This window comes from Raineya sp., from assembly GCF_053497555.1.
In genome coordinates, this window is sequence record NZ_JBRCWE010000113.1 from 17,851 (window position 1) to 41,668 (window position 23,818).

The window sequence follows — 23,818 nt, forward strand, 5'->3', positions numbered from 1 at the left end:
TTTATGCAATGGCAATCTCGCATATTGCCTGTTTCTTTGGCTCTGCTGATAGCCATTATTACTACCTCTTTTTCTGCTCTTTTTGATGTAGAAGCCACTATCCTGATTGTTATTTTCCTGATTTGCTTTGCCAGTTCTTATTTTCTTATTGCCACAGCACTTGAATTTTTAGTGTTTCGGGAAATCAATGAAATTTACCTTTCTTTTGAAAAAATCAAGAAAAAAGACTTCAAACTGGCACGCCGAAGGCTCTCTACACTTACGGCAAGCCCGTTACAACAGCTCAATCAAGAACTATACGAATATGCCACCAAAAAACAAGCAGAAATTGATTATCTTACACAGCTAGAGGCTTTCCGAAGAGAATTTTTGGCAGATGTTTCTCACGAACTCAAAACGCCCATTTTTGCCGCACAAGGCTTTATTCATACCCTCATAGATGGTGCCGTAGAAGACCCCGAAGTCCGTGATAAGTTTTTGCAAAAAGCCGCCAAAAGCCTTGAAGGGCTTGACCACCTCGTACAAGACCTCATCACCCTTTCACAAATGGAAGCGGGCATTATCAAGATGCATTTTCAAGAAACAAACCTAAACTTGATTTTGGAAGAAGTATTTGAGCAGTTGGAAGAAAAAGCCATTGAACGCAACATCGCCCTTATTATTGATGAACGCACTAGCCCCGAATGTATCGTGTGGGCTGATAGAAATCGTATCAGGCAAGTGCTTACCAATTTGGTAGAAAATGGCATCAAATATGGCAAAGACGGCGGATTTGTGAAAGTTTGGCTATTGCAAACCAAAGAACATTGCGTTGTAGAAGTAGAAGATAATGGCACAGGGATTCCTAAAAAGCACTTAACTCGTATTTTTGAACGCTTTTACCGAGTAGAAAAAAGTCGCTCCAAAGAAAAAGGCGGTAGTGGCTTGGGTTTGGCGATTGTCAAACAAATCATCGATGCCCACGAAGGTAGCATAGAAGTAGAAAGTAAAGTAGATAAAGGTTCTACCTTCCGAGTAATTCTCAAACGCTTTCCGAGCAAACTTATTGAGAACATACCTGTCTCACAGAACGAACTCGTAAATCAGGCATAGAGGCTTGTTTGGCAAGCAAAAACTCCTTTTCTTTGCTAAAATCTTTTTTTATGACTTCTCTACCTGCTCAATTTCTGAAAAGCATACCCAGCTTTCTTTCTGAAAATCAAGAACTTTTCTTGCAAAGTCTTTCCCAATCACCTGTAACTTCATTGAGGCTCAATCCGCTCAAAAAAACACTACGCCTACCCTATTCGCCTATGTGTGCTGTGCCTTGGTGCCCAAATGGCTACTATCTTTCTCAAAGACCTTCTTTTACAGAAAATCCTCTGTTTTGGGCAGGAGCTTTTTATGTGCAAGAGGCTTCCTCTATGTTTTTGGAGCAAATTTTTACAAAAATTGCTCCCCAAAAACCGCTGAAAATTCTGGATTTGAGTGCCGCACCTGGTGGGAAAAGTACGCATTTGCTTTCGCTAATGCCCCCTGATAGTTTGCTAGTAAGCAATGAAATTGTAAAAAGTAGAGCTGATATACTTACCGAAAATTTAGCTCGTTGGGGCTATTCCAATTATGTAGTTACACAAAGCAGTCCTGAAAGTTTGGGCAAATTAGAACATTTTTTTGATATAATTTTGGTAGATGCTCCCTGTTCGGGCGAGGGTATGTTTCGCAAAGATAAGGAGGCTATTGGCGAATGGTCGGAAAAAAATGTACTCTTTTGTGCTGAAAGGCAAAAAGATATTCTTGCAAAAATTCTAACTGCACTCGCCCCCGAAGGCTATCTGATTTACAGCACTTGCACCTTCAATCGCCAAGAAAACGAAGAAAATTTACATTGGCTTTGCGAAGAATTTGATTTGCAAAGTGTCAGAGTGCCTCTCTTCCAAGAATGGAATATCACCGAGGTAGAGGAAAAAGGCAGGTTGGCTTATCGCTTTTTACCCCACCAGTTGAAAGGAGAAGGCTTTTTTATAGCCTGTTTGCAAAAGAAACATGCATTTACTACTCCTGATATATCCTGCAAAAATATTTTTCAGCCTTTAAGTTCAAAAGAAAAAAGTATAATGGAGCAATGGGTTTCCTGCGAAAACAAAGAGCTTTACAGCTATCAAGAGCAATTGTTTTTGCTAAACCCCAAGCACACTGATTGGATAAGCCATTTAGCCCAATATGCATACATCAAGCAAACTGCCCTCAAAATAGGTAAGTTCAAAGGTAAAGATTTTATCCCCAGTGCCGAACTGGCATTGAACCCAAATGTTTCCAAAGAAGTGAAAAGGGTGGAACTATCTGAAAAAGAGGCTTTGCAGTTTTTGAGCAAGCAAGATTTCCCGCTTTCATTCAGTGAAAAAGGTTGGTATTTGGCAACTTATCAGCAGTTAGGTTTGGGTTGGCTCAAAAATGTAGGAAATCGCTTCAACAACTATTACCCTTCGGAATGGAGAATTAGAAAATCGCTCTCTTATGTTTAGGTCTAACTTGCAGTAGGGAAACAGGGTTCTATAAAATAGATGTCGGGCAGAAAAGTGAGGGCTAAAGCCCTCAAATTCTTGAACTCCCAACTCCAAACTTTTTGAACATAAGCAATCATCTTTTTCTTTTCAAACAAAAACATAGCCCAAGCAATAATTGTGAAAAAAAAACGTTTTTTCTGTAAAAAATTCGTTAATTTTTTTGTAACTTCGGCACAAATTGTGTTAATACTTGATTAATTCTTATTAAAACACAAAAACATTATGAATAAAAAGTTTTACCTGCTTGCAGTGCTATTTTTTGTAGCTACGGGTTTTGTATTGGGACAATACCAAACCAAAAAAGTAAAAATCAAAGACGGCGACCAAGAAGGTACCGCCGAAGTATGTGTAGGTTGTAAAATCACTCCTGACCCCAGTAAAACCTATTATTGGGTAAAAGGGGGCAAGGTAGGCAATAGCAAAGGCTCTTTCCAAGGCGAACTTCTGCACGGCTCTCTGGAAACATACACAATGGGGCTAGAAGGTAAGGAAATGGTAGAAAAAGGGAACTATTTTACGGGACTAAAAAATGGGAAAATAGAAAACTACATTTTAGGAGGTATCCTTGAAACCATAGAAACCTTTGACAAAGGCGATTTGAAAGAAGTAGAATTCTACCACCCCGAAACCAAAGTATTAGACCATAAATACGTGTTTCTTTCCGATGCCAATAAGTTTCCTCGTAAAGTAAAAATGTTTTTTTACTATACCGCAGACCATCTGGACGATAACAAAAAACCCACAGGTAAAAAATTTGGCAGACGTTTGGAAATTGATGGTTATCAGCAAATCAATCCGCTAACAAGTTCTTTTTCTAATTTCTATGACGGTGCCTACAAAAAATTCCATATTTGGGAAGATAAAGAAACCCTTGTACAAGAAGGTACTTTTAGCAAAAACAATCGTGTAGGTGAATGGAAAAACTATTACGCCGATGGCATAGTGGCTGTTATTACCTACAACAATGATGTTATCGCTTCTGAAAAATTCTTGAAAGATGGGCAACCCTTCACAGGTGTAGTAAAAGAAATGAGTTTGAGTGGCAAGTCAGAAATTGCACTTATTGAAGTAAAAAATGGCGTAAGAGACGGCAAAACACAAGATAATTTCCGTGAAAATGATAAAAAAGAATGGAAACCAACTCGCACTATTGAGTACAGCAACGGAAAAGCCAAAGATGAAGCCTTTGATTTTGCTACCTTCCTAAGCAAGCAAAAAATCGTAAGAGAAGCCAAATATACTATGGAATGTGATAGCAAAGGGAGCGGTTTGCTTTATTTAGACAAAATCCAATACACCGATAAAGGAGCTATTGCCTATTTCCAAACCGTGAATACTACTTTTGTCAGAGGTTCTGCTATTCGTACCGATGCTCCGGGTGGTAAAAATGCCTTCAATGCTTACGATTTAACAACGAAAAAAATTTACCCCGTAACCAAAGTATTTAATATCGCTCTTGCTCCTTATAGCCAATCATCGGCTTACGGAGAAATGCACACTTTCATTTTGTATTTTGAAGGTGTAACCGAAGCAATCAAGAAAATCAGTTTCATTGAGGGAGACCCCGAAAATCCTTTTGTAATAGACGAGAAAACAGGAAATACCACTTATCACTGGGGTTGCTACGAACTAATAACCAAATAGTTATAGTTGTTGCTGAAACAAAAATACACAAGGGACACACCTACGCATAGTAAAGGTGTCCCTTGTATTTTTCTGCAAGTCTATTTTTCTCTCATTTCTTTACCAACTTGGTACTCCACAATTTTTCTCCATTGTGCAAGTTTATAGCATACAAACCTCTACTGAGGTCAGGGATTTTTTTGCTCAAAGCCTCTTCTAATTTTGCTTTATTTCCTTGCACCGATAAGTGTAAGTTACCTTGTAAATCATACAACTTCAATTCCCACTGAATCATTGTTTCTTCACTTGGCAGGCGAAGTTGTACTTTATCAGTAGTAGGATTAGGATAAATACCAAAAAGAGAATTTTCATTTTCAGAAGCTATGTAAATGGCTTGTGTATAACTTTTTTTGCCGTTTCTATCTTTTTGCGATAAACGATAGTAGGCAGAAGCCTCTGGATATACATCTCTAAACTCATATTTGCTCAAACTCGTAGCTTTTTCTTTACCTGCCACAAAACCTATCTTAAAGAAACTTTTGCCATCATAACTTTTTTCCACTTCAAATACTTCGTTATTGAACTCAAAAGAAGTTACCCATTCCAAAAGATTTGTACTCGGATTGATTTTCCTTCCTGTAAAGCTCACAAGACGCACAGGTAAAATATCTACATCAACTCCTACAACAAGTTCCCTACCAAATTCATTGACGGTACTAGAAGGACGGCGAGCTCTTACACTTCCAAAACCTTCTCCATATCCTACTTGCACCCAAGCACTGGGGTCTGTATTACCAATAGGACGCATAAAAATTTTGAAAGCCTCTGCCAAAGGATTGGGGTCTGAAGGTGTATTGAGAATAGGATATAAACCACTGCGAAATTGGTCTTCTTTTATATCTATCTCAATTTCATCAACATCTGAAAAAGTAGTATTTCCTCCATACTGCCGAAATACCCAAAACACCTTGCTATACACAAGGGTCGTGATGCTGGGATAAAAGTCATCAGGCATATTGTCATACACACGAGAAATAACAATATTACCATTGGGGAAAGTGCCTGCATTATCAAAATCTATCAAAATATCTACTTTGGGACGTTGATTAAAATCCGCAGAGCCGCTCACACTGGTAGCAGAACCTCCATCACCTACGGGAGCAACTTCTCCATTGAAATAGTCCATAGAGCCAAGATTTTCTATTTCTATTACTCTATGAAAAGTAAAAGGATTGATTGTAAAGGCTATATCTCCATTTCCTAAGTTTCTATCCATAGGCACATACGAAACCAAAGTAAAATATTTGGGGTGGGTTCTATTTACTTGTACGTGCATCCATTCTCTAATAGTTTTTTCATCTAAAGCCGTACCCCAAAAGCGAAACTCTTGCAAACCTGCATCTCGTAAAGAATGGTTATCTGTACCATTATCATCATCTTTGAAAAAAACGGTTCTTCTATCAGGCGTAACAACCGCTCCCGAGGATAAAGTACCCGTATTTTTTACTCCGTCTAAATAAAAATGCCACTGCCCCGATTTATCACGCACCATAGCAAAATGATGCCAACGAGCATCTGTTGAAGTTAAAATGAAACCAGTATTTATATGTGTTCCTGATGCATCAATAATGAGCCTTCCCGAGCCATCTTGCAAGTATAATCCAAAGCCATTGGGTGCGTTAATATCTCCGTTGTAAAAAAAGTACTGGTCGTCTCCTATAAATCCTGGTGTTCTAAACCGAAACCAACCTTCTACGGTGAAATCTGTTGTTTTTTTCAAAACAGCGTCAGCCCTGTGAATCAGATAGCTACCTGAAGCATCACCTAATATTTGATTATCGGGTGGAGGGGCGGCAGTGGTAGGTGGAGAGGTATTCAGTACAACCCACACATTATCTCCAACTTGCCTTGTAACAGCTACATCTGGTATGCCATCTGTATTAAAATCTGCAACTGCAATCGCTGTTGCATTTATAATTGGTAATTCGGTATCCAGTGTAAAAGTAGAAGAAAAAGAACCCATTGTATTTCTCCATATTGGAAATGAAGAAGTTGAGGCTCTTCGTGAGCATAATAAATCTAAATCTGAGTCATTATCCAAATCAGCTAATTTTACTTGGTATAGATAGTTAGGAGCGTTTATCGGAATTATGCAACGATTGGCAGGAACAGAATAATTGAAACTACCTGAACCATCACCCCTAATCGTTGTAATAACATTAGCGGAGCTAAAAGTAGTATCGGAAGAGATAGCAATATCGGTAAAGCCATCTTGGTCTATATCACCAACATCTAAACTAAAATTAAAAGCGGCAAAAATACCGGGTACTGCCACAGCCGAGTTTAGGGTAGGATTATTCAAATTGTAAATTCTATACACTCTATTAAAAGTATAGCTTGTGAAAAGAATTTCAGGTTTATTCGCCGAAGCATCAAAAACCCCAACTGCAAGAGAGTGAGTTACATTGTAAGAGGGCATCAAATAAGTGGGGGGAGCGGGGTCGGGAATATCCTTGACAATGCAAGTAAATCCCCCCGTGCCATCGTTGTTAAAAAAAGCTATTCTATGTACCAAGGGAGAAATCGTTTGGAAATAAGTAATAATATCCAAATCCCCATCTTCATCATAATCAATGCTTTTAATAACTCTCGCCCCTTGAAAAGGAGGACCGGGAATACCGTAATTAGTTGGAGTGTTCAAAACTCCTGTGCCTATATTAGTGAAAACAACAATACCTTTATCTTCATCTGAAACAACCACGTCGTTATCACCATCGCTATCTATATCTGCCATTACAATGCCATACAAACTAGTTCCTGAAACATTGTATAAACTTGGAGACCCCAAGGCAAATCCATTTCTATCAATCATCATTACTGATAAATCAGATGTGCCATTGGTAGTTACCAAATCGGCTATACCATCTCCGTTAAGGTCTGCGGCTTCTAAAAAATTCCGCTGAACAAAAGTAGGAAAGCCCGTCGCAACATTTCTAAACGTAGAAAAATCCAATTGTGCCTTGACATTTATTGAAAAAATCAAATAGAGCAGGCTACTTATAGTTATTCTTGCTATCATTGGTGTAAAGATTTGTGTGTAGTAGGAATAAAGCAATTTTTATACAAATTTATTCCTCAATCGCCTTCGTAGCCCCAGAACTATACGAAAATACCTATAAAATATACCAAAGTATCAAAAAGATTTACAAGTGTAATTTTCGGAAAGGCTTGTCATTTTGTTTATACCTTTTGTAGCAAAAGGTAAATAAAAAACCTACAAGTTTTTGCCAACTTGTAGGTTTGAGTATTTGAACTAACACTCCGTTAGGCTTGGGTTGTGTTATTTTCCTCGTTGTTAGCAGTGTTTTCTGTATTTTGGGAGAGCGTTTCAGTGGTTTCTGTTTTGGTTTTCTTACCACCTCTTCTGCTACGACGTGATTTTTTCTCAGTTTTAGCTTCTTTTTGGAAGGTTTCGTTGAAATCAACGAGTTCAATGATAGCAGTTTCTGCTCCATCGCCCAAACGCGTACCCAACTTAATAATACGTGTATAACCACCATTACGATTACCTACTTTTGCAGAAACTTCTGAAAAGAGTTCTTTGATAGCCTCTTTATTCTGCAAATAAGCAAACACAGTTCTACGATTGTGCATTGCTTGAAGCGTAGTGGTATTGTTGCTTTCTTTGGCTCGGGTAATGAGCGGCTCTACATACACTCGCAAAGCCTTTGCTTTGGCAAGCGTAGTAGTGATACGTTTTTCCAAAATCAGGGAACTTGCCATATTCGCCAGCATTGCTTCGCGATGCGAGGCAGTTCTATTTAGGTTTTTTACTTTATCTCCGTGTCTCATAAAAATTAAAATGTTTTAAGAAGCAAGGGGCTTCAAATCCAACCATTATTCTTCATCAAGTTTGTATTTGGCAACGTCCATACCAAAATGTAAGCCTTTTTCAGCTACGAGTTGCTCTAGTTCGGTCAGGGACTTTCTACCAAAATTTCTAAATTTCATCATATCGGCAATTTCTAACTGCACAAGGTCGCCAAGTGTCTTAATATCTGCCGATTTAAGGCAGTTGTAAGCACGTACCGAAAGGTCAAGGTCAGCCAGCGGGGTTTTGAGCAGTTTTCTCATACGCAATACTTCTTCATCAACAGTAACGGTTTCTTCTTTCTGCACTACATCAAAGGTCATAGTTTGGTCGGAGAATAGCATAAAGTGCTGTATGAGAATATGAGCGGCATTTTTCAAAGCCTCTTCGGGGTGAATAGTGCCATCGGTTTCTATTTCAATAATGAGCTTTTCGTAGTCAATTTTTTGCTCTACCCTTGTATTTTCTACCGCATATCTTACATTTTTGATAGGCGTAAAGATAGAATCAATAGCTATAAAATTTAGCGTTTGGTCAGGAAGTTTATGCTCTTCGGCAGGTACATAGCCACGTCCTTTTTCTACGATTAGCTCCATATCCAGCACCACGGACTTATCCATTTCGCAAATTACTAAATCGGGATTGGTAATTTGATAGGAAGTGCAGAATTTGGCAATATCCCCAGCAGTAAGCACATCTTTATTTTTGATTTGTATGCTTATCTTGTTTTCTGCTACATCAGCAATCTTTTTGAAACGTACTTTTTTGAGATTGAGTACAATTTCCGTAACATCTTGCACTACGCCGGGAATGGTAGAAAATTCGTGCAAAACTCCTTGAATCCTGAAAGCTGTAACGGCATAGCCCTCCAAAGAAGAGCGTAATACTCTACGCAAAGCATTTCCAATGGTTACTCCGTAGCCTCTTTCCAGAGGTTTGAACTCAAACAAGCCGTGAAAATCATCGGCTTTTTCCATCACTACTTTGCTGGGCATCTGAAACGCTAAAATGGACATATCTTTACGATTTTTGAAAGTTTTGGTTTGAATTTTGAAGGTTTGAGCGGGCAAACCTTCAAAATCAGAATTATTTAGAGTACAATTCTACAATGAGTTGCTCTTGGATATTTTCAGGAATTTGCTCTCTTTCAGGGTAAGAAACAAATTTACCTTGCATTAGTTTGTTATCCCATTCCAGCCAGTTGAATCGGTTGGAGCGTTTTGCCAAGCTCTCTACAATTACCTCTAAGGATTTAGATTTTTCACGCACTCCCACAATATCACCCGGACGCAACTGATAAGAAGGTATATTCACGATTTCACCATTCACGGTGATATGCTTGTGAGAAACCAACTGGCGGGCGGCTCGGCGTGAAGGAGCAATACCCAAACGATATACCGTATTATCCAAACGTGCTTCCAAAAGTTTGAGCAAGTTTTCCCCTGTAATACCTTCTTTGATACTTGCTTTGTGGAAAATTTTTGCAAATTGTCTTTCTAATACACCATAGATGTATTTTGCTTTTTGTTTTGCGGCAAGCTGAACAGCATATTCAGACTGCTTTCTTTTCTTGCCTCTGCCGTGCATACCCGGAGCATAGTTTTTCTTTTGCACATATTTATTTGCTCCTAAGATAGCTTCACCAAACTTACGTCCTATTTTTGCTTTCGGACCAGTGTATCTTGCCATTTTTTTGTAAAGGGTTAAAAAGTGAAACTTATAGAATTAGTCTTGCAAGCCTACCGCACAAACCTAAGTTGATTGGTTTCTTGCAATCCATAACTCTCAAAAATTTTCATTAAACGCGTCTTCTTTTAGGAGGACGACAGCCATTGTGGGGTAGTGGAGTAACATCTTGGATAGTCATTACCTCTATACCCGTAGCCTGTACAGTTCTGATAGCAGATTCTCTGCCCGAACCAGGTCCTTTCACGAATACATCTACCTTGCGAAGTCCTAAATCAAAGGCTTTTTTAGCACAATCCGAAGCGGTTACTTGGGCGGCATAAGGGGTATTCTTTTTAGAGCCTCTGAAACCCATTTTCCCTGCCGAAGACCAAGCAATTACTTGTCCGTTGTTGTTGGTAATGGTGATGATGATATTGTTGAAAGACGCTTTGATATGTACCTGCCCTACGGGGTCTACTTGTACCAAGCGTTTTTTTACTTTTTCTTTTTTGTTATCTTTCGCTGCCATAATTTCAGAAGTTAAAACTTTACCTACTATTTAGTAGCCTTTTTCTTGTTAGCCACGGTCTTACGCTTACCTTTACGCGTACGAGAGTTGTTTTTGGTACTCTGACCTCTCACGGGCAAGCCTTTGCGGTGGCGAATACCACGATAGCAACCAATATCCATCAAACGCTTGATGCTCAATTGCACTTGTGAGCGAAGTTGTCCTTCGGTAGTGTATTCGTCATTGATAATATTACGAATTTTTACCGCTTCATCATCAGACCATTCAGCCACTTTTTTGTCCCAAGAGATACCTGCTTTGGAAAGAATTTTTTGGGCTGAGCTACGACCAATTCCATAGATGTACGTGAGAGCAATTTCTCCACGCTTGTTGTTGGGAATATCTACACCAGCGATTCTCATAACTAACCTTGTCTTTGTTTGTATTTAGGATTTTTTTTGTTAATCACATAGATTTTTCCTTTTCTACGGATTACCTTGCAGTCTGCACTGCGTTTTTTTACTGAAGCACGTACTTTCATATCCGTAAATTTTATTTGTAACGATAAACGATTCTGCCTTTGGTCAAATCATAGGGCGACATTTCCACCTTTACCTTATCGCCGGGCAAAATTTTGATGTAATTCATACGCATTTTACCCGAAATGTGAGCAATGATTTCGTGTCCGTTTTGAAGCTCTACTCTAAACATTGCGTTGGAAAGAGCCTCTGTAATAATTCCGTCTTGTTCAATGGACGCCTGCTTTGCCATATTTTTTTGCTAAAACTTCTTCAATATATTCAAAAGTAGTCAGGATAGTTGCTTTTCCACTTACTACTGCTACGGTATGCTCAAAATGTGCGGCAGGGGTTCTATCTACGGTACGGATTGTCCAAGCATCTTCCTCTTGTATCACTTCTTTTTTCCCCATACTTACCATTGGTTCAATGGCAATTACTGCTCCATTTCTAAGCATTACGCCTTTTCCACGTTTGCCGTGATTGGGTACATCTGGTTTTTCGTGTAAATTTTTTCCCACACCGTGCCCTGCCAGTTCTCTGATTACAGAAAAACCAAAACTTTCTACATATTTCTGAATAGCGTAGCTTATATCTCCTACTCTTGCTCCAAAACGCACCTGTTCAATACCTTTGTACAAAGCGGCTTTGGTTACGTCTAAAAGTTTTTGCACTTCGGGCTTTACTTCACCCACTGCGTATGTATATGCACTATCGCTATGAAAGCCATCTTTGAATACGCCACAATCAATAGAAACTATATCGCCTTCTCGCAGTTCGTAGTCGCCGGGTATTCCGTGTACTACTTGTTCATTCACCGAAATACACAAAGCCGCAGGATACGGCGGAGATTCTTTCAACTGATACCCCTTGAACGAGGGTTTTGCATTGTTATCTCTGATAAACTCTTCCGCTATCTGATTGAGCTTTGAAGTTTTTACGCCGGGTTCAATCCACTTGGCTACTTCGGCGTGGGTTTTGCCCAAAATCTGAGCATTTGCCCTGATAATTTCTATTTCTGCGTTGGTTTTTAGAATTACATCTTTCATTATTGTACTGCCGCCAAAGTAGATGTATCACTAATTTTACCCGATTGCATCAGACCTTCGTAATGTTTCATTAGCAAGTAACTCTCTATTTGCTGTAAGGTATCTAATACTACCCCCACCATAATCAAAAGAGAAGTACCTCCAAAAAACATTGCAAAGTTAGAGTCTGTACCCATTGTTACGCGTACCACCGAAGGTACAATAGCAATGAATGCTAAAAACAATGAGCCGGGCAAGGTTATTTTTGATAATACGCTGTCAATATATTCAGCCGTAGGCTCACCGGGTTTTACACCGGGTATAAATCCACCATTTCGTTTCATATCATCAGCTATCTGTTTAGGATTGATAGTGATAGCTGTGTAGAAATAAGTGAATAGTAAAATCATTACTGCAAAAATCAGGTTGTACTGCCAACTGAATTGGTTGGAAAAAACCGTTACAATGGCTTGTGCAAACTGGCTTTTATCTGAAAACAAACCTGCAAGAAGCGAAGGCAAAAACATCAAAGACTGAGCAAAAATAATAGGCATTACCCCTGCTGTGTTAAGTTTGAGCGGTAGATACTGCCTTTGCCCACCATAGACTTTATTGCCTACAACTTGCTTGGCGTATTGGATAGTTATTCGGCGTACCGCTTGCGTTACCATTACTACCAAAAGCACAATGAAAAATAATAGCACAAATTCCATTACAAGCAAGAACGGACTACCCGGTGCGGCTTTGCTTCCGAAACGTGCAGTAAGTTCCAAGTAAATAGCTTGTGGAAAGCGTGAAACAATACCTATCATTATGAGCATTGAAACTCCATTGCCTATACCCTTATCGGTAATTCTATCACCAAGCCACATACAAAACATAGTACCCGCTGTAAGAATTACCATTGCATAAGCCGTAAAGAAAGCAGGACTAATATTAGGGTTGAGAGCAATGAAAATATCAGGATTTTGTAAATAAGCATAAGACTGAACCAAAGTAAAAGCGATAGTCAGATACTTGGTCAGTTGGTTTAGTTTCTTTCTGCCATTTTCGCCCTCTTTCTGCATTTTTTGAAAGCTTGGCAGAGCCACAGAAAGCAATTGTACCGCAATAGAGGCTGATATGTAAGGCATAATTCCCAAGGCAAAAATCGCCACATTTTGGAAAGCCCCACCAAGGAAAATATCCAAAAAGCCTCTTGCTGTATTGCCTGCTTGCTTAACGAGTTTGTCAGGGTCTATCCCGGGCAAAACAATATGAGCCCCTACCCGAAACACAATAAGCAAGATGAGCGTATTGATAATACGCTTTCTTAGCTCTTCAATGGCAAAAATATTTTTTATGGTTTGGATAAACTTTTTCATATCTGCTTAAATAGTAGTGGCAACACCGCCCATTTTTTCAATCGCTTCTTTAGCTGTTTGGGAGAATGCGTGTGCAGTAATATCTAATTTAGCTTTCAACTCGCCTCTACCCAAAACTTTTATCAAATCTTTTTTGCCTGCAAAGCCGTGTTGTTGTAAGAAAGCAACATCAATGCTCTGAACGCCAAATTGTTCGGCAAGCTCGGCAAGAGTATCTAAATTGATGGGCTTGTAGCTAACTTTGAAAGGATTTTTGAAACCAAACTTGGGGATACGTCTTTGCAAAGGCATCTGACCACCTTCAAAGCCTCTCTTGGCTTTATAGCCAGAGCGAGACCTTGCCCCTTTGTGTCCGCGTGTAGAAGTACCACCTCTACCTGAACCAGGACCACGCCCTATTCTTTTTCTGCTTTTTACTGAACCTTCGGCAGGTTTTAATTCGTGTAGTTTCATTGTTTTTCTGTTTTAACTCGCTTTCGCTGAACGCTATACTTCATTGAGAAGTTTAAGGTTTGGCATATACACAAACCTTAAACGATTTTATAGATTTTCCACTTTTACAAGGTGGCTAACTTTTTCTATCATACCTTGAATTTGTGGGGTAAGGGTATACTCACGGCTTTTGCCAATTCTTCCCAGCCCCAAAGAAGCCATAATTTTGTGTTGTCTTTCAGGACGACCAATTAGGCTACGTACTTGTGTAACTTTTACCTTTGTCATTGTTTCTATCCGTTAAAAACTTTTTGCAAACTTACTCCTCTCATCTGTGCAATTGTATGTGGAGCACGAAGTTTCAAGAGAGCATCAATGGTAGCCTTTACTACGTTGTGAGGGTTTGATGAACCTTTGGATTTCGCCAAAACGTCTTTTATACCTGCACTTTCAAGCACAGCACGCATCGCACCACCCGCAATTACTCCTGTACCAGGTGCGGCAGGTTTTATGAATACTTTGCCTCCACAGAATTTTCCGTGTGCTTCGTGAGGAATGGTATGTTTGAGGATAGGTACTTGCACCAAGTTCTTTTTGGCATCGTTGATACCCTTGGTAATGGCATCAGTTACTTCGTTGGCTTTGCCCAATCCATAACCTACGATACCATCGCCATTGCCTACTACAACAATAGCGGCAAAGCTAAAACGTCTTCCTCCTTTTACCACTTTGGCAACACGCTCAATAGCTACTACTCTTTCTTTGAGTTCTACGTCGCTAACTCGGATATGTTTTTTGTTGTTCATAAGTTCGTTTTTTTAGAATTGCAAACCTCCCTCTCTTGCTCCATCAGCCAAAGCCTTCACTTTGCCGTGATATAGGTAGCCGTTTCTATCAAAAACTACTGCCTTAATACCATTGGCAGTGGCTTTTTCGGCGAGTTTTTTTCCTACTTCTTTTGCTACCTCAATATTAAGTTTGGTAGCGTTCAAATCAAAAGAAGAGGCACTTGCAAGCGTAACTCCACGCGTATCATCTATGATTTGGGCGTAAATACGCGTATTGGAACGAAATACCGACAAACGAGGGCGAGCAGGCGTACCCAACACTCTGCCTCTAATTCTACGTTTGATTTTTTCTCTGCGAATATCTTTCTGCGTTGCCATAGCTCAATTATTTTTTAGACGCTGTTTTACCTGCTTTTCTTCTGATTACCTCGCCCACGAAACGAATACCTTTACCTTTGTAAGGTTCCACAGGACGCAATGAGCGGATTTTTGCGGCAATGTGTCCGATAAGTTGCTTATCTATACATTCCAAAGTAATGGTAGGGTTTTTCCCTTTTTCTGTAACCGCACTCGCCTTGATTTCAGGAGGCAAACCAAAGAAAATAGGGTGTGAATACCCTAAGGCAAGTTCCAACACATTGCCCGATACACTGGCTTTGTAACCTACCCCTACCAATTCTAATTCTACTTTGTAGCCCTCTGTAACACCTACTACCATATTGTTTATCAAGGCACGATACAAGCCGTGAAGTGCCTTGTGGCGTTTCTGGTCGGTAGGTCTTTCTACACGTACAGCCCCGTTTTCTACTACTACTTTAATATCGGGGTCAATGGTTTGGCGAAGTTCGCCTTTGGGACCTTTTACACTCACCTCGTTACCGCTCACACTCACAGTAACTTTGGCAGGTAAAGCAATGGGTTTCTTTCCAACTCTTGACATTTTTTTGAATTTTTGACGTTATACTAATAAACGTAGCACAACACTTCACCACCAACATTCAAAGTGCGTGCTTCCTTATCGGTCATTACTCCTTTGGAAGTAGAGAGGATAGCTATCCCCAGACCGTTCAGGACTCTTGGCATATCTTCTACGCCTACATACTTACGCAAACCGGGCGAACTCACTCGCTCTAGTTTGGTGATAGCAGATTCTTTGGTGGCAGGATGATACTTCAAAGCAATCTTGATAACCCCTTGATGATTGGGAGTTTCCTCAAATTTGTAGTTCTGAATATACCCTTTTTCAAAAAGCACTTTCGTAATTGCTTTTTTTATGTTTGAAGCAGGGATTTCCACTACTCTATGTCTTGCTTTGATAGCATTCCTGATTCTTGTCAGATAATCGGCTATAGGGTCTGTTGTTACCATATTCCTTGCATTAAAATATTATGCCCTCAAATTGAGGACGCAAATATACGAATAAATTTTGATTACCAAATAAAAAGGTAAAAATTTTTTTAAGTTACTCAAAATCTGTTATTCGGTAGATTGATAAAAACTTTTTTAGCATTTAACATTTTCGGCACTAAAGCTATTTTTGTAATTAGTTCAGAAAGTTCAAAGGTTTAAGCGTTTGAGATATAAGTTTTACTCCATCTAAATTTCCAATCCCCTAAATCCTGTTTCCTGTTTCCATAATCCAATAAACCCAAACAATTGCTATTTTTTTTCAAAAAAATCTTTATTTTTGCTTTCTTTGTATCAAAACACATTTTATATGACTTTGCAAAACACTCTTTTTTCTCTTTGGATAGGGGTTTTTGCGTTATTTGGTTGTCAGGAACTATCTAAACCCAAAAAGAAAATGCAATACTTCAAAGATATTCACTCTTTTGCCAATACCGATAAGGTACAAATGCACCATTTAGAATTAGACTTAAAGGTTGATTTTGAACGCAAAGTGCTTTCGGGTACAGCTCTTGTTCATTTTGAAAACCCCCACAAAGTCAAAGAACTGATTTTAGATACTGACCAACTCACTATCAAGAGGGTTCGTTTGGATAACGGCGAAGATGCTTCTTTCAAAATAGGTAAATCAGTAAAATATCTTGGTGAGCCTTTGAGTATTCAAATCCAGCCCGATACGAAAGCTGTAGCCATAGAATACGAAACTTCTCCCGAAGCGGCGGCTCTGCAATGGCTTGCTCCCGAACAAACCGCAGGCAAAAAATCCCCTTTTTTATTCAGCCAATCGCAATGCGTGCTGGCAAGAAGTTGGTTCCCTTGCCAAGATAGCCCGGGCGTAAGATTTTCTTACAAGGCACGCGTGCAAGTACCTGATAGCCTGCTGGCTCTGATGTCGGCAAAAAATCCTCAAACTAAAAATGCAAGTGGCATTTACGAATTTGAAATGCCCCAACCTATTCCTGCATATTTGGTAGCCATAGCAGTTGGCGATTTAGAATTTGCCCCTATTGATGAACGCACAGGCATTTATGCCGAGCCTGCAATGCTGGATACTGCTCGCAAAGAATTTGAAGATTTAGGCAAAATGGTAACTATTGCCGAGCAAATCTATGGAAAATATGAATGGGAACGTTACGATTTGCTCGTATTGCCCCCCAGTTTCCCTTTTGGTGGAATGGAAAACCCAAGACTTACTTTTGCCACACCTACTATTATTGCAGGCGATAAATCTTTGGTGAGTTTGGTTGCTCACGAGCTGGCTCATTCTTGGTCAGGCAATTTGGTTACCAATGCCACTTGGAACGATTTTTGGCTCAATGAAGGTTTTACGGTGTATTTTGAAAGACGCATAATGGAAGAACTTGAAGGCAGAGATTATGCCGAAATGCTAGCTCTCTTGGGCTATCAGGATTTACTTGCCGATATTGAAGAATTAGGAGCCAACAGCAAAGATACCAAATTGCAATTAGACCTTCGCCAACGCAACCCTGATGATGCCGTAACAGAAATTGCCTACGAAAAAGGCTATTTCTTTTTGCGTCTGATTGAAGAAAATATTGGTAGAGAAAAGTTTGATAGTTTTGTCAAAAAGTATTTCAAAACTTTTGCTTTTGAAGCAATGAACACCGAAAATTTTATTAAATTTTTGGAAAAAGAATTGTTGGAAAAGAACGAGGCTCTCACCCACAAAATACGCTATCAGGATTGGATTTTTGGAGTAGGTATTCCCGATAATTGCCCCAAAGTCCGCTCTTTACGCTTTGAAAAAGTTGATGAAGAACTCAAAAAATGGATAGCTCATAAACAAGCCGATAGCCTACAAACTGCAACTTGGAGTAGCCACGAGTGGCTTCATTTCATTCGCCACTTGCCCAATACAATGACTTTGCAAGATATGGAACAACTAGATAAGGCTTTTGGCTTTACAAACTCAGGCAATAGTGAAATTCTTGCGGCTTGGTTTGTGCATTGTATTCATCAAAAATACGCAAAGGCTTACCCCGCACTTGAAAAATTTTTGATAAATGTAGGTCGCCGAAAGTTTCTTTCCCCACTTTATACAGCTATGAGCAAATACCCCGACACCAAAGTTATGGCTATAAAAATCTATGAAAAAGCTAAAAGTGGTTATCATAGCCTTGTAAGGGCAAAAATTGAAGAAACTTTGGGGGTAGCTGTACAGGCAAAATAGAAGCCAAGATTAAAATAATTTTCAGGACTAAATTGTTTGTTTTTGCATAAACTTTCAACATTTGAAGAAGTAAAATTTTCGTAGTTATTTAGGTATAGTTTGCAGTCAGGAAGCAGGAAACAGGATTTAGGAGATTGAAAATTTAGACGGAGTAAAACTTTTACCTCAACTTTTAACCCTTTGAACTTTTTGAACGCAAATAATTACCTTGTATCAGTTGTCTAAACGCTGAATTTTATGTTTGTACTTGCTCAACAGAACTCAATTGCTAATCATTGGCTTGCAGATTTGCGAAACATTCACACACAAAAAAATAGAGCTGATTTTCGGCGAAATATGTGCCGAATAGGTGAAATACTGGCATACGAGATTTCTAAAACTTTTCATTATCATAAAAAAGAAGTGCAAACCCCTTTAGCTACGGCACAAGTACAAATCAGTGATGAAAAAGTAGTTTTAGCAACTATTTTGCGTGCAGGCTTACCCTTTTATCAGGGTTTCTTGAATGTTTTTGAAAGTGCCGAAAGTGCTTTCATAGGTGCTTACCGAGGCGAACACCAAGAAGACGAAAGTTTTGAAATTCAATTGCATTATAGCGTAGCCCCCGATTTAAGCGATAAAACCCTGATTCTCATAGACCCAATGCTTGCTACGGGCAAATCTTTGAGCATAGCTCTCAAAAAACTGCTCAAAAACGGAAAGCCCAAGCATATTCATATTGCCGCTATCATTGGCAGCAAAGCAGGAGTAAGCTACTTGCAGGAAAATATCCTTGATGAATTTTCACTGTGGTTGGGCGATTTGGATAATGACTTAAACCACAAGTCTTATATTATACCCGGCTTGGGTGATGCAGGCGACTTGGCTTTTGGTGTAAAATTGTAATATTATTTTGAGCAGAACATTATACCTCTAAACTTCAAAACTATACCTTACTCACTCAAATTACTCGGCTATGCAAACTTTCAAGGATTTTTTTAACTCACTACAAGATTTCTATCGCGATTTATCCAATCCTGATAGCGGATTGGACGCCAAGTTAGCCCAAGAAAGACGCATCTTCCTGCTCAAAGATTTGGTGAACCTCATTCGCCCACGAACTTTTACCAACATTCGCAAAATTGCCGAGCAAAAAATTCAGGAACTCACCCAACTGCTCCAACAAGATACACAAGCCCGTAGCAATCTCAAAAAACTCATTGAAGAAATCTGTCTGCAAAACAACCCACTGCTCGTTTTCACCGAAGTAGGAATAATGAGCAGTAAAGGCTTTTGGGCAGAAACTTATGAAAGACTTTCTTACAAAATACTTCCTCCTTTGCATCGCGAAGGCGAGTTACGCACCGTTATCAATGAAGTTTTTTACAAAAAAGATGACTACGACTGGATAACCCTGATAAGCAATGAGTTGTGGATAGAACTGGCTCATACGCTCCAACTCTTTGATAGCGAGGAAATGCAAAAATACTTTCTCAATGAAATGCTCAATGCTATTGTAGTGCTTGCTCAAAAGGCTACTTCCTTGGGGCTTGAGCCTGAAATCATTGAGAAGTTGCCCGATATGGACGATTTGAACTCGCCTTTTCTTTCAATGCTCATTGAAATTAGCAAGTTTGTCGAAAAATACAAAGATATTACTACCGACCAAATTCCCAGCGAGGAAGATTACAACCAAATTTGGGTGCTTTTGCAACAATGTGAAGATAGCATTGCTCGTTTGCACAAAGACAGAGAAAAGTATGGCATCAGTTTGCGAATTACTTACTTCATCTTACGACTTACACAAAATATTGAACGCTTAAAAAAAATTTTACACTTCATCAGACCTACCTCCAAAGAAGCTAATTTGCAAGAAGTCATTTTCTTTTTCAAAGAAATTGTTTGGGCAGAAAACAAAAAATATAGCTTACGCAAGCACTTTTCAGATAATTTGAGTTTTTTGGCTCATAAAGTTGTAGAGCATACCGCCAAAACAGGCGAGCATTACATTACAAGCAATCAGAAAGAGTATTTTCAACTTTTCGGCAGAGCCCTGGGGGGAGGGGTAATTGTAGCCTTTTTAGTGCTTATCAAAGCCAAACTTTCCTACCTTGAGCAAGATACTGCTCCCCTGCTAATGGCTATATTTTATAGCCTCAACTACTCGTTGGGCTTTATTCTGATACATATTTTTCATTTCACGCTGGCTACCAAACAGCCCGCAATGACTGCCTCTACCATTGCCGATATTTTGAGCGAATGGCGAAGGCTCAAAAGTCCTAAAAGTAAAGAACGCGTTTTGTACGGACAGTTGCTCCATACGCTTATCAGAATGATACGAAGCCAATTCATTTCACTTTCAGGAAATGTTTTGGCAGTAATTCCTGTGGCTTACCTGCTTACAATGGGATATTTTTGGATTTTTGAAACAGATGTAGTAGGCTTTCAGAAAGCTGAAAAAACCGTAAAAGAACTTTCGCCCTGGGCAAGCTTTTCTTTGCTCTATGCCGCCATTGCAGGTGTATATCTGATGACAGCAGGCTTGATTGCAGGCTACTACGATAACCAAGTGGTCTATAATAATATTCCTGCTCGTATGCGGAAATACTCTATTTTCAGGAAAATCTTACCTTCACAATTGTTTGAAAAGTTTGTTGCATACATTGAAAAAAACACAGGAGCCTTAGCCAGCAACTTCTTTTTGGGAATATTTTTAGGCTCAACTTCTACCATTGGTAAAATTATAGGCTTGGGCATAGATATTCGGCACGTAACTTTCGCAGGAGGGGCTTTTGCAATGTGCCTGCAAGTACAACACGGGCAAATGCCTCTGGAAATTATTTTAGAAACACTTTTGGGTGTTTTCTTGATAGGTTTGGTAAATGTTACGGTGAGCTTTGGTCTTTCGGTTATTATTGCCCTCAAATCCCGAAATGTAACTTTTGTAGAAACAGGAAAAATTGTGCAAATACTGCTGAAAGCCTTTTTCAAAAAGCCTTTGGCATTTTTCTTCCCTTTACAAATTCCCGAACTTTTGCCTGATGAAAAGAAAACCTCAAAAAAAGAAGACCTATAAAGTTCTTTCTGAATATGTCTAAAATTTCTGAAAGTAGATTTGAAAAGTTTTGGGTTGGAGGTTGAAAGTTAAAACTTTTTGAACTCTCAAAAATATTCAGACAACCTTTTTTATCAACTTTACAGGTCTTTGCTTTTATGCATTGAGCATTTTGAGAATAGTAGCCTTGGGTACAACACCAATTTGAGTAGCTTTTACTTGTCCGTTTTTGAAAACCATCAGCGTAGGAATGCTTCGGATACCCAACTGCATAGAAACTTGCGGATTGGCATCTACGTCTAATTTTCCTACGATTAAATCTTCGCCTGCTTCATTAGCAATTTCCTCAATAGTAGGAGCTATCATTAGGCAAGGTCCGCACCAAGCCGCCCAAAAGTCAATTAGTACGGTTTTACCAGAATTGATGATTTCGTGAAAATTTGCGTCAGTGATTTCTACGGTTTTTTTGCCCATTGTTGTATTGTTTTTTGGTTGAAAAAATATTCACAAAGCTATTACAAATTTTCACCCAAAAAAGTTCAAAATTATTTTAGGAGTATTTTGTTTTCTGCACGCTTTTTGCCTACTTTTATGAAACTAAAATTTTTCAAAAATATGACCAAAATGTTCTCCTTTGTTATGTTTTTGCTACTCAGTGGAAGCATAGCCTTCGCCCAACCTACCAAAAAAGGTGTCAAGAGCAATAGTGGCTCTCGCAACAACTCTGCCGCTACCCCCGAAAAAGTAGCAGATGAACTCTGCAATTGTATTAATAACTTTTTTAACCAATACCACCCCAGCATTAGGCAATATATTGACGATATGCTTTCTTTGGGTGAAGAAAAAGCCCTTGAAAAGTTCCAAAATGCTTTGATGAGTTTGCCTGAAAAAGAGCAGAAAAAAGCCGTAGATGATGCCCAAAAATTCAGCAAAGATGTAGATGCAGGCAAACTGAATGTATGCCTTGATAAATTCAAAAATGCCGCTTCCCAAATGACCGAAGCCCAAGCTCAAAAAGTATTGGACGAACTGGAAAAATCTCCTTCTTGCAAACTCGTAGATGACTTGATGAAGCTCGGTATGCAAAAAGAAGAGAAAAAGTAAAGGTAATGATGTACGTTCAAAAAATTTAGAGTTCAGAGTTTGTTCAGGCTTTTCAAAAACTCTTCTCGGTAGGTATTTCCAATGGGGAGAGTTTTTTCTCCAATCAGTACATTTTGGCTTTCGTCAATGCTTTTCACTTTTTGCATATTCACAATATACGACCTGTGGATACGCTTGAAATGTTTGTAAGCACTTAACTTTTCTTCAAAGTATTTCATAGTAGCATATACTACGTATTGCCGTTTATCTTCGGTATGTATCAGCACATAATCGGAAAGAGCTTCTATGAATAAAATTTCATTGAGCGGCAGGCGTATCAGTTTTCCTGAAACCTTTACAAAAATTTCGGAAGCATTGCTCTCATTGCTTATGTTTTCTTTCCCATTAGTTTCTAAAAATTGTATAGCTTTCTGTATGGCTTTCAGGAAACGAGGATATTCGGGAGGTTTTACAATATAGTCTATGGCATCAAGTTCAAAGGCTTGGAGAGCAAATTCGGTTTTAGAAGTAACAAGAATAGTAGCAGGTTGTTTTTTGAGCATTTTCAGCAAATCAAGCCCACTCATTTCGGGCATATCAATATCCAAAAGCAAAATATCTATGCTATTTTTTTGTAAGAAATGGTAAGCCTCAATCGGATTGGCAAAAGTTGCCAAAAGTTCCAAATTGGGGGTTTTTTGGATATAATTTTTGAGTAGAGTCAGTTGTATAGGACTATCATCAACAGCGATACAAGAAAATTTTTTCATAAAACAAAGTTTTAGTGTCTTGAAGTTATTCTATTACCCGCACCGCAGTTACAATGAGTGGTTTCCAATATTTTGAAAAAAGTTGGCTTTCCATAACGCCTTTGGAAGTGGAAGCGTGAATAAAAATAACATCTTTCCCTGCCTCTTTTACCGAACTTACTACCCCTACGTGAGTAATTTTATTACTTGCCTTCACCGATTCTTTGAAAAATACCAAATCTCCCTTTTGTAAATTTTGCAACGATACTTTTTTGCCTGCTTGGATTTGGTCGCCTGCTATGCGAGGCAATTTGATACCCACACTCTCGTAAGCCCTGCAGGTAAGTCCTGAGCAATCAATGCCTTTTTTGTCGTTTCCTGCATATTTATAAGGCGTTCCCAAATACTCTTTGGCTGTTTGTATTACTTTATCAATTTTCCAAGTATTTTCAGGCTGGCTGTTATTTAAGCTATTACTGCTTTGTAAAGCCTTTTTCTGCGAAACACAAGCCGAAAGCAAAATAACCCACACAAATATAATAAATGATTTTTTATTCATAAGTTTTATTTGAGATTTTTTATGAAAAAAATTTCAATTCAAACGATAAGGCACAACGAGTTTAAATTCAGGAATAATGACGGTGAGTTTCTTGCCGTCCATTTGGCGTTGCATCGTGTAGCTTCCTCGCATTTTACCAATTTCCGATTTCAAATTACAGCCAGAAACATATTCGTAAATATCTCCGGGTTCAAGAATAGGTTGCTTTCCTACTACGCCTTCTCCTTTTACCTCTGTAATCGTACCACAGGAATCATAAATAATCCAATGCCTTGTAAGCAGTTGGATAGTATGATTGCTTCCGTTTTCAATACGAACTTTATAGGTAAAGGCATAATGCAATTGCTTGGCATTGGAATATTCGGGGTGGTATAAGGTCTGCACACTTACTTTTACCCCATCTGTAATTTGGGTAACCATAAAAACAGCGTTGTATGTATCAAAATTAC

27 protein-coding genes are annotated in these 23,818 nt (G+C 38.9%); 7 read left to right on the forward strand and 20 right to left on the reverse strand.

Translation table 11 applies throughout. The features are described 5' to 3' along the window. Window positions 1-3: 3 nt before the first annotated feature. The 3 genes from ACWITO_RS14215 (at window position 4) to ACWITO_RS14225 (ending at window position 4,190) form a co-directional block, all read left to right on the forward strand. Window positions 4-1,092, forward strand: coding sequence for a sensor histidine kinase (locus tag ACWITO_RS14215; protein ID WP_448530657.1), 1,089 nt, complete (start codon window positions 4-6; stop codon window positions 1,090-1,092). Between the two features lie 50 nt (window positions 1,093-1,142). Next, entirely contained in the window at window positions 1,143-2,504 is a 1,362-nt protein-coding gene (locus ACWITO_RS14220) for a methyltransferase RsmF C-terminal domain-like protein (RefSeq protein WP_448530658.1), read from the forward strand. A gap of 264 nt (window positions 2,505-2,768) precedes the next feature. After that, window positions 2,769-4,190 carry a hypothetical protein gene (locus ACWITO_RS14225; protein WP_448530659.1) on the forward strand — a complete coding sequence of 474 codons (1,422 nt, stop codon included), beginning with the start codon at window positions 2,769-2,771 and terminating at the stop codon, window positions 4,188-4,190. 91 nt (window positions 4,191-4,281) lie between these two features. On the opposite strand, the gene ACWITO_RS14230 is transcribed toward ACWITO_RS14225, so the two are convergent. From ACWITO_RS14230 to rpsH, 16 genes are all read right to left on the reverse strand, one after another. Beyond that, on the reverse strand, window positions 4,282-7,248 hold the full coding sequence (locus ACWITO_RS14230) for an FG-GAP-like repeat-containing protein (RefSeq protein ID WP_448530660.1): 2,967 nt from the start codon (window positions 7,246-7,248) through the stop codon (window positions 4,282-4,284). 245 nt (window positions 7,249-7,493) lie between these two features. Next, window positions 7,494-8,021, reverse strand: coding sequence for a 50S ribosomal protein L17 (gene rplQ / locus ACWITO_RS14235; RefSeq protein ID WP_448530661.1), 528 nt, complete (start codon window positions 8,019-8,021; stop codon window positions 7,494-7,496). A 45-nt stretch (window positions 8,022-8,066) separates the two neighbouring features. Further along, window positions 8,067-9,056, reverse strand: a complete 990-nt coding sequence (locus ACWITO_RS14240; protein ID WP_448530662.1) for a DNA-directed RNA polymerase subunit alpha — start codon at window positions 9,054-9,056, stop codon at window positions 8,067-8,069. A 70-nt stretch (window positions 9,057-9,126) separates the two neighbouring features. After that, complete coding sequence (gene rpsD / locus ACWITO_RS14245) at window positions 9,127-9,729, reverse strand: 30S ribosomal protein S4 (protein WP_448530663.1); 603 nt, start codon at window positions 9,727-9,729, stop codon at window positions 9,127-9,129. A 109-nt stretch (window positions 9,730-9,838) separates the two neighbouring features. Beyond that, window positions 9,839-10,237, reverse strand: a complete 399-nt coding sequence (rpsK, locus tag ACWITO_RS14250) for a 30S ribosomal protein S11 (RefSeq protein WP_448530664.1) — start codon at window positions 10,235-10,237, stop codon at window positions 9,839-9,841. A gap of 26 nt (window positions 10,238-10,263) precedes the next feature. Further along, window positions 10,264-10,638: a 30S ribosomal protein S13 gene (gene rpsM / locus ACWITO_RS14255; RefSeq protein WP_448530665.1), complete on the reverse strand. Its 375-nt coding sequence runs from the start codon at window positions 10,636-10,638 to the stop codon at window positions 10,264-10,266. Window positions 10,639-10,640: 2 nt separating this feature from the next. After that, window positions 10,641-10,757 carry a 50S ribosomal protein L36 gene (rpmJ, locus tag ACWITO_RS14260; protein WP_101359334.1) on the reverse strand — a complete coding sequence of 39 codons (117 nt, stop codon included), beginning with the start codon at window positions 10,755-10,757 and terminating at the stop codon, window positions 10,641-10,643. Window positions 10,758-10,768: 11 nt separating this feature from the next. After that, entirely contained in the window at window positions 10,769-10,987 is a 219-nt protein-coding gene (gene infA, locus ACWITO_RS14265) for a translation initiation factor IF-1 (RefSeq protein WP_101359333.1), read from the reverse strand. Beyond that, complete coding sequence (gene map / locus ACWITO_RS14270; protein ID WP_448530666.1) at window positions 10,965-11,783, reverse strand: type I methionyl aminopeptidase; 819 nt, start codon at window positions 11,781-11,783, stop codon at window positions 10,965-10,967. Before map ends, infA begins: the two co-directional genes overlap by 23 nt. After that, window positions 11,783-13,126, reverse strand: coding sequence for a preprotein translocase subunit SecY (gene secY, locus ACWITO_RS14275; protein WP_448530667.1), 1,344 nt, complete (start codon window positions 13,124-13,126; stop codon window positions 11,783-11,785). Before secY ends, map begins: the two co-directional genes overlap by 1 nt. A 6-nt stretch (window positions 13,127-13,132) precedes the next feature. Further along, window positions 13,133-13,579: a 50S ribosomal protein L15 gene (gene rplO / locus ACWITO_RS14280; protein WP_101359330.1), complete on the reverse strand. Its 447-nt coding sequence runs from the start codon at window positions 13,577-13,579 to the stop codon at window positions 13,133-13,135. 87 nt (window positions 13,580-13,666) lie between these two features. Next, entirely contained in the window at window positions 13,667-13,846 is a 180-nt protein-coding gene (gene rpmD / locus ACWITO_RS14285; protein WP_448530668.1) for a 50S ribosomal protein L30, read from the reverse strand. Window positions 13,847-13,851: 5 nt separating this feature from the next. Further along, window positions 13,852-14,364, reverse strand: coding sequence for a 30S ribosomal protein S5 (rpsE, locus tag ACWITO_RS14290; protein ID WP_448530669.1), 513 nt, complete (start codon window positions 14,362-14,364; stop codon window positions 13,852-13,854). A gap of 12 nt (window positions 14,365-14,376) precedes the next feature. Further along, complete coding sequence (gene rplR, locus ACWITO_RS14295; protein ID WP_101359327.1) at window positions 14,377-14,724, reverse strand: 50S ribosomal protein L18; 348 nt, start codon at window positions 14,722-14,724, stop codon at window positions 14,377-14,379. Window positions 14,725-14,731: 7 nt separating this feature from the next. After that, window positions 14,732-15,286, reverse strand: a complete 555-nt coding sequence (gene rplF, locus ACWITO_RS14300; protein WP_448530670.1) for a 50S ribosomal protein L6 — start codon at window positions 15,284-15,286, stop codon at window positions 14,732-14,734. Between the two features lie 23 nt (window positions 15,287-15,309). Then, complete coding sequence (gene rpsH, locus ACWITO_RS14305) at window positions 15,310-15,714, reverse strand: 30S ribosomal protein S8 (RefSeq protein WP_448530671.1); 405 nt, start codon at window positions 15,712-15,714, stop codon at window positions 15,310-15,312. Between the two features lie 349 nt (window positions 15,715-16,063). Between rpsH and ACWITO_RS14310 the strand changes: the two genes are divergently transcribed. The 3 genes from ACWITO_RS14310 (at window position 16,064) to ACWITO_RS14320 (ending at window position 20,999) form a co-directional block, all read left to right on the forward strand. After that, window positions 16,064-17,944 carry a M1 family metallopeptidase gene (locus tag ACWITO_RS14310; protein WP_448530672.1) on the forward strand — a complete coding sequence of 627 codons (1,881 nt, stop codon included), beginning with the start codon at window positions 16,064-16,066 and terminating at the stop codon, window positions 17,942-17,944. A 237-nt stretch (window positions 17,945-18,181) separates the two neighbouring features. Further along, window positions 18,182-18,829: a uracil phosphoribosyltransferase gene (upp, locus tag ACWITO_RS14315; RefSeq protein ID WP_448530673.1), complete on the forward strand. Its 648-nt coding sequence runs from the start codon at window positions 18,182-18,184 to the stop codon at window positions 18,827-18,829. Window positions 18,830-18,899: 70 nt separating this feature from the next. Next, window positions 18,900-20,999: a site-specific recombinase gene (locus ACWITO_RS14320; protein WP_448530674.1), complete on the forward strand. Its 2,100-nt coding sequence runs from the start codon at window positions 18,900-18,902 to the stop codon at window positions 20,997-20,999. A 135-nt stretch (window positions 21,000-21,134) separates the two neighbouring features. Here the strand turns inward: ACWITO_RS14320 and trxA are convergent, their stop codons facing one another. Next, entirely contained in the window at window positions 21,135-21,452 is a 318-nt protein-coding gene (gene trxA, locus ACWITO_RS14325; RefSeq protein WP_448530675.1) for a thioredoxin, read from the reverse strand. Between the two features lie 150 nt (window positions 21,453-21,602). On the opposite strand from trxA, the gene ACWITO_RS14330 reads away from it, so the two are divergent. Beyond that, a complete protein-coding gene (locus ACWITO_RS14330) occupies window positions 21,603-22,082 on the forward strand; it encodes a hypothetical protein (RefSeq protein WP_448530676.1) in 480 nt (159 codons plus the stop codon). A gap of 32 nt (window positions 22,083-22,114) precedes the next feature. On the opposite strand, the gene ACWITO_RS14335 is transcribed toward ACWITO_RS14330, so the two are convergent. From ACWITO_RS14335 to apaG, 3 genes are read right to left on the reverse strand one after another with little or no spacing between them, the layout of a single operon-like run. After that, window positions 22,115-22,831: a LytR/AlgR family response regulator transcription factor gene (locus tag ACWITO_RS14335; RefSeq protein WP_448530677.1), complete on the reverse strand. Its 717-nt coding sequence runs from the start codon at window positions 22,829-22,831 to the stop codon at window positions 22,115-22,117. Window positions 22,832-22,856: 25 nt separating this feature from the next. Beyond that, window positions 22,857-23,369, reverse strand: coding sequence for a C40 family peptidase (locus ACWITO_RS14340; protein WP_448530678.1), 513 nt, complete (start codon window positions 23,367-23,369; stop codon window positions 22,857-22,859). Between the two features lie 33 nt (window positions 23,370-23,402). Beyond that, window positions 23,403-23,789, reverse strand: coding sequence for a Co2+/Mg2+ efflux protein ApaG (apaG, locus tag ACWITO_RS14345; protein ID WP_448530679.1), 387 nt, complete (start codon window positions 23,787-23,789; stop codon window positions 23,403-23,405). Window positions 23,790-23,818: the final 29 nt, after the last annotated feature.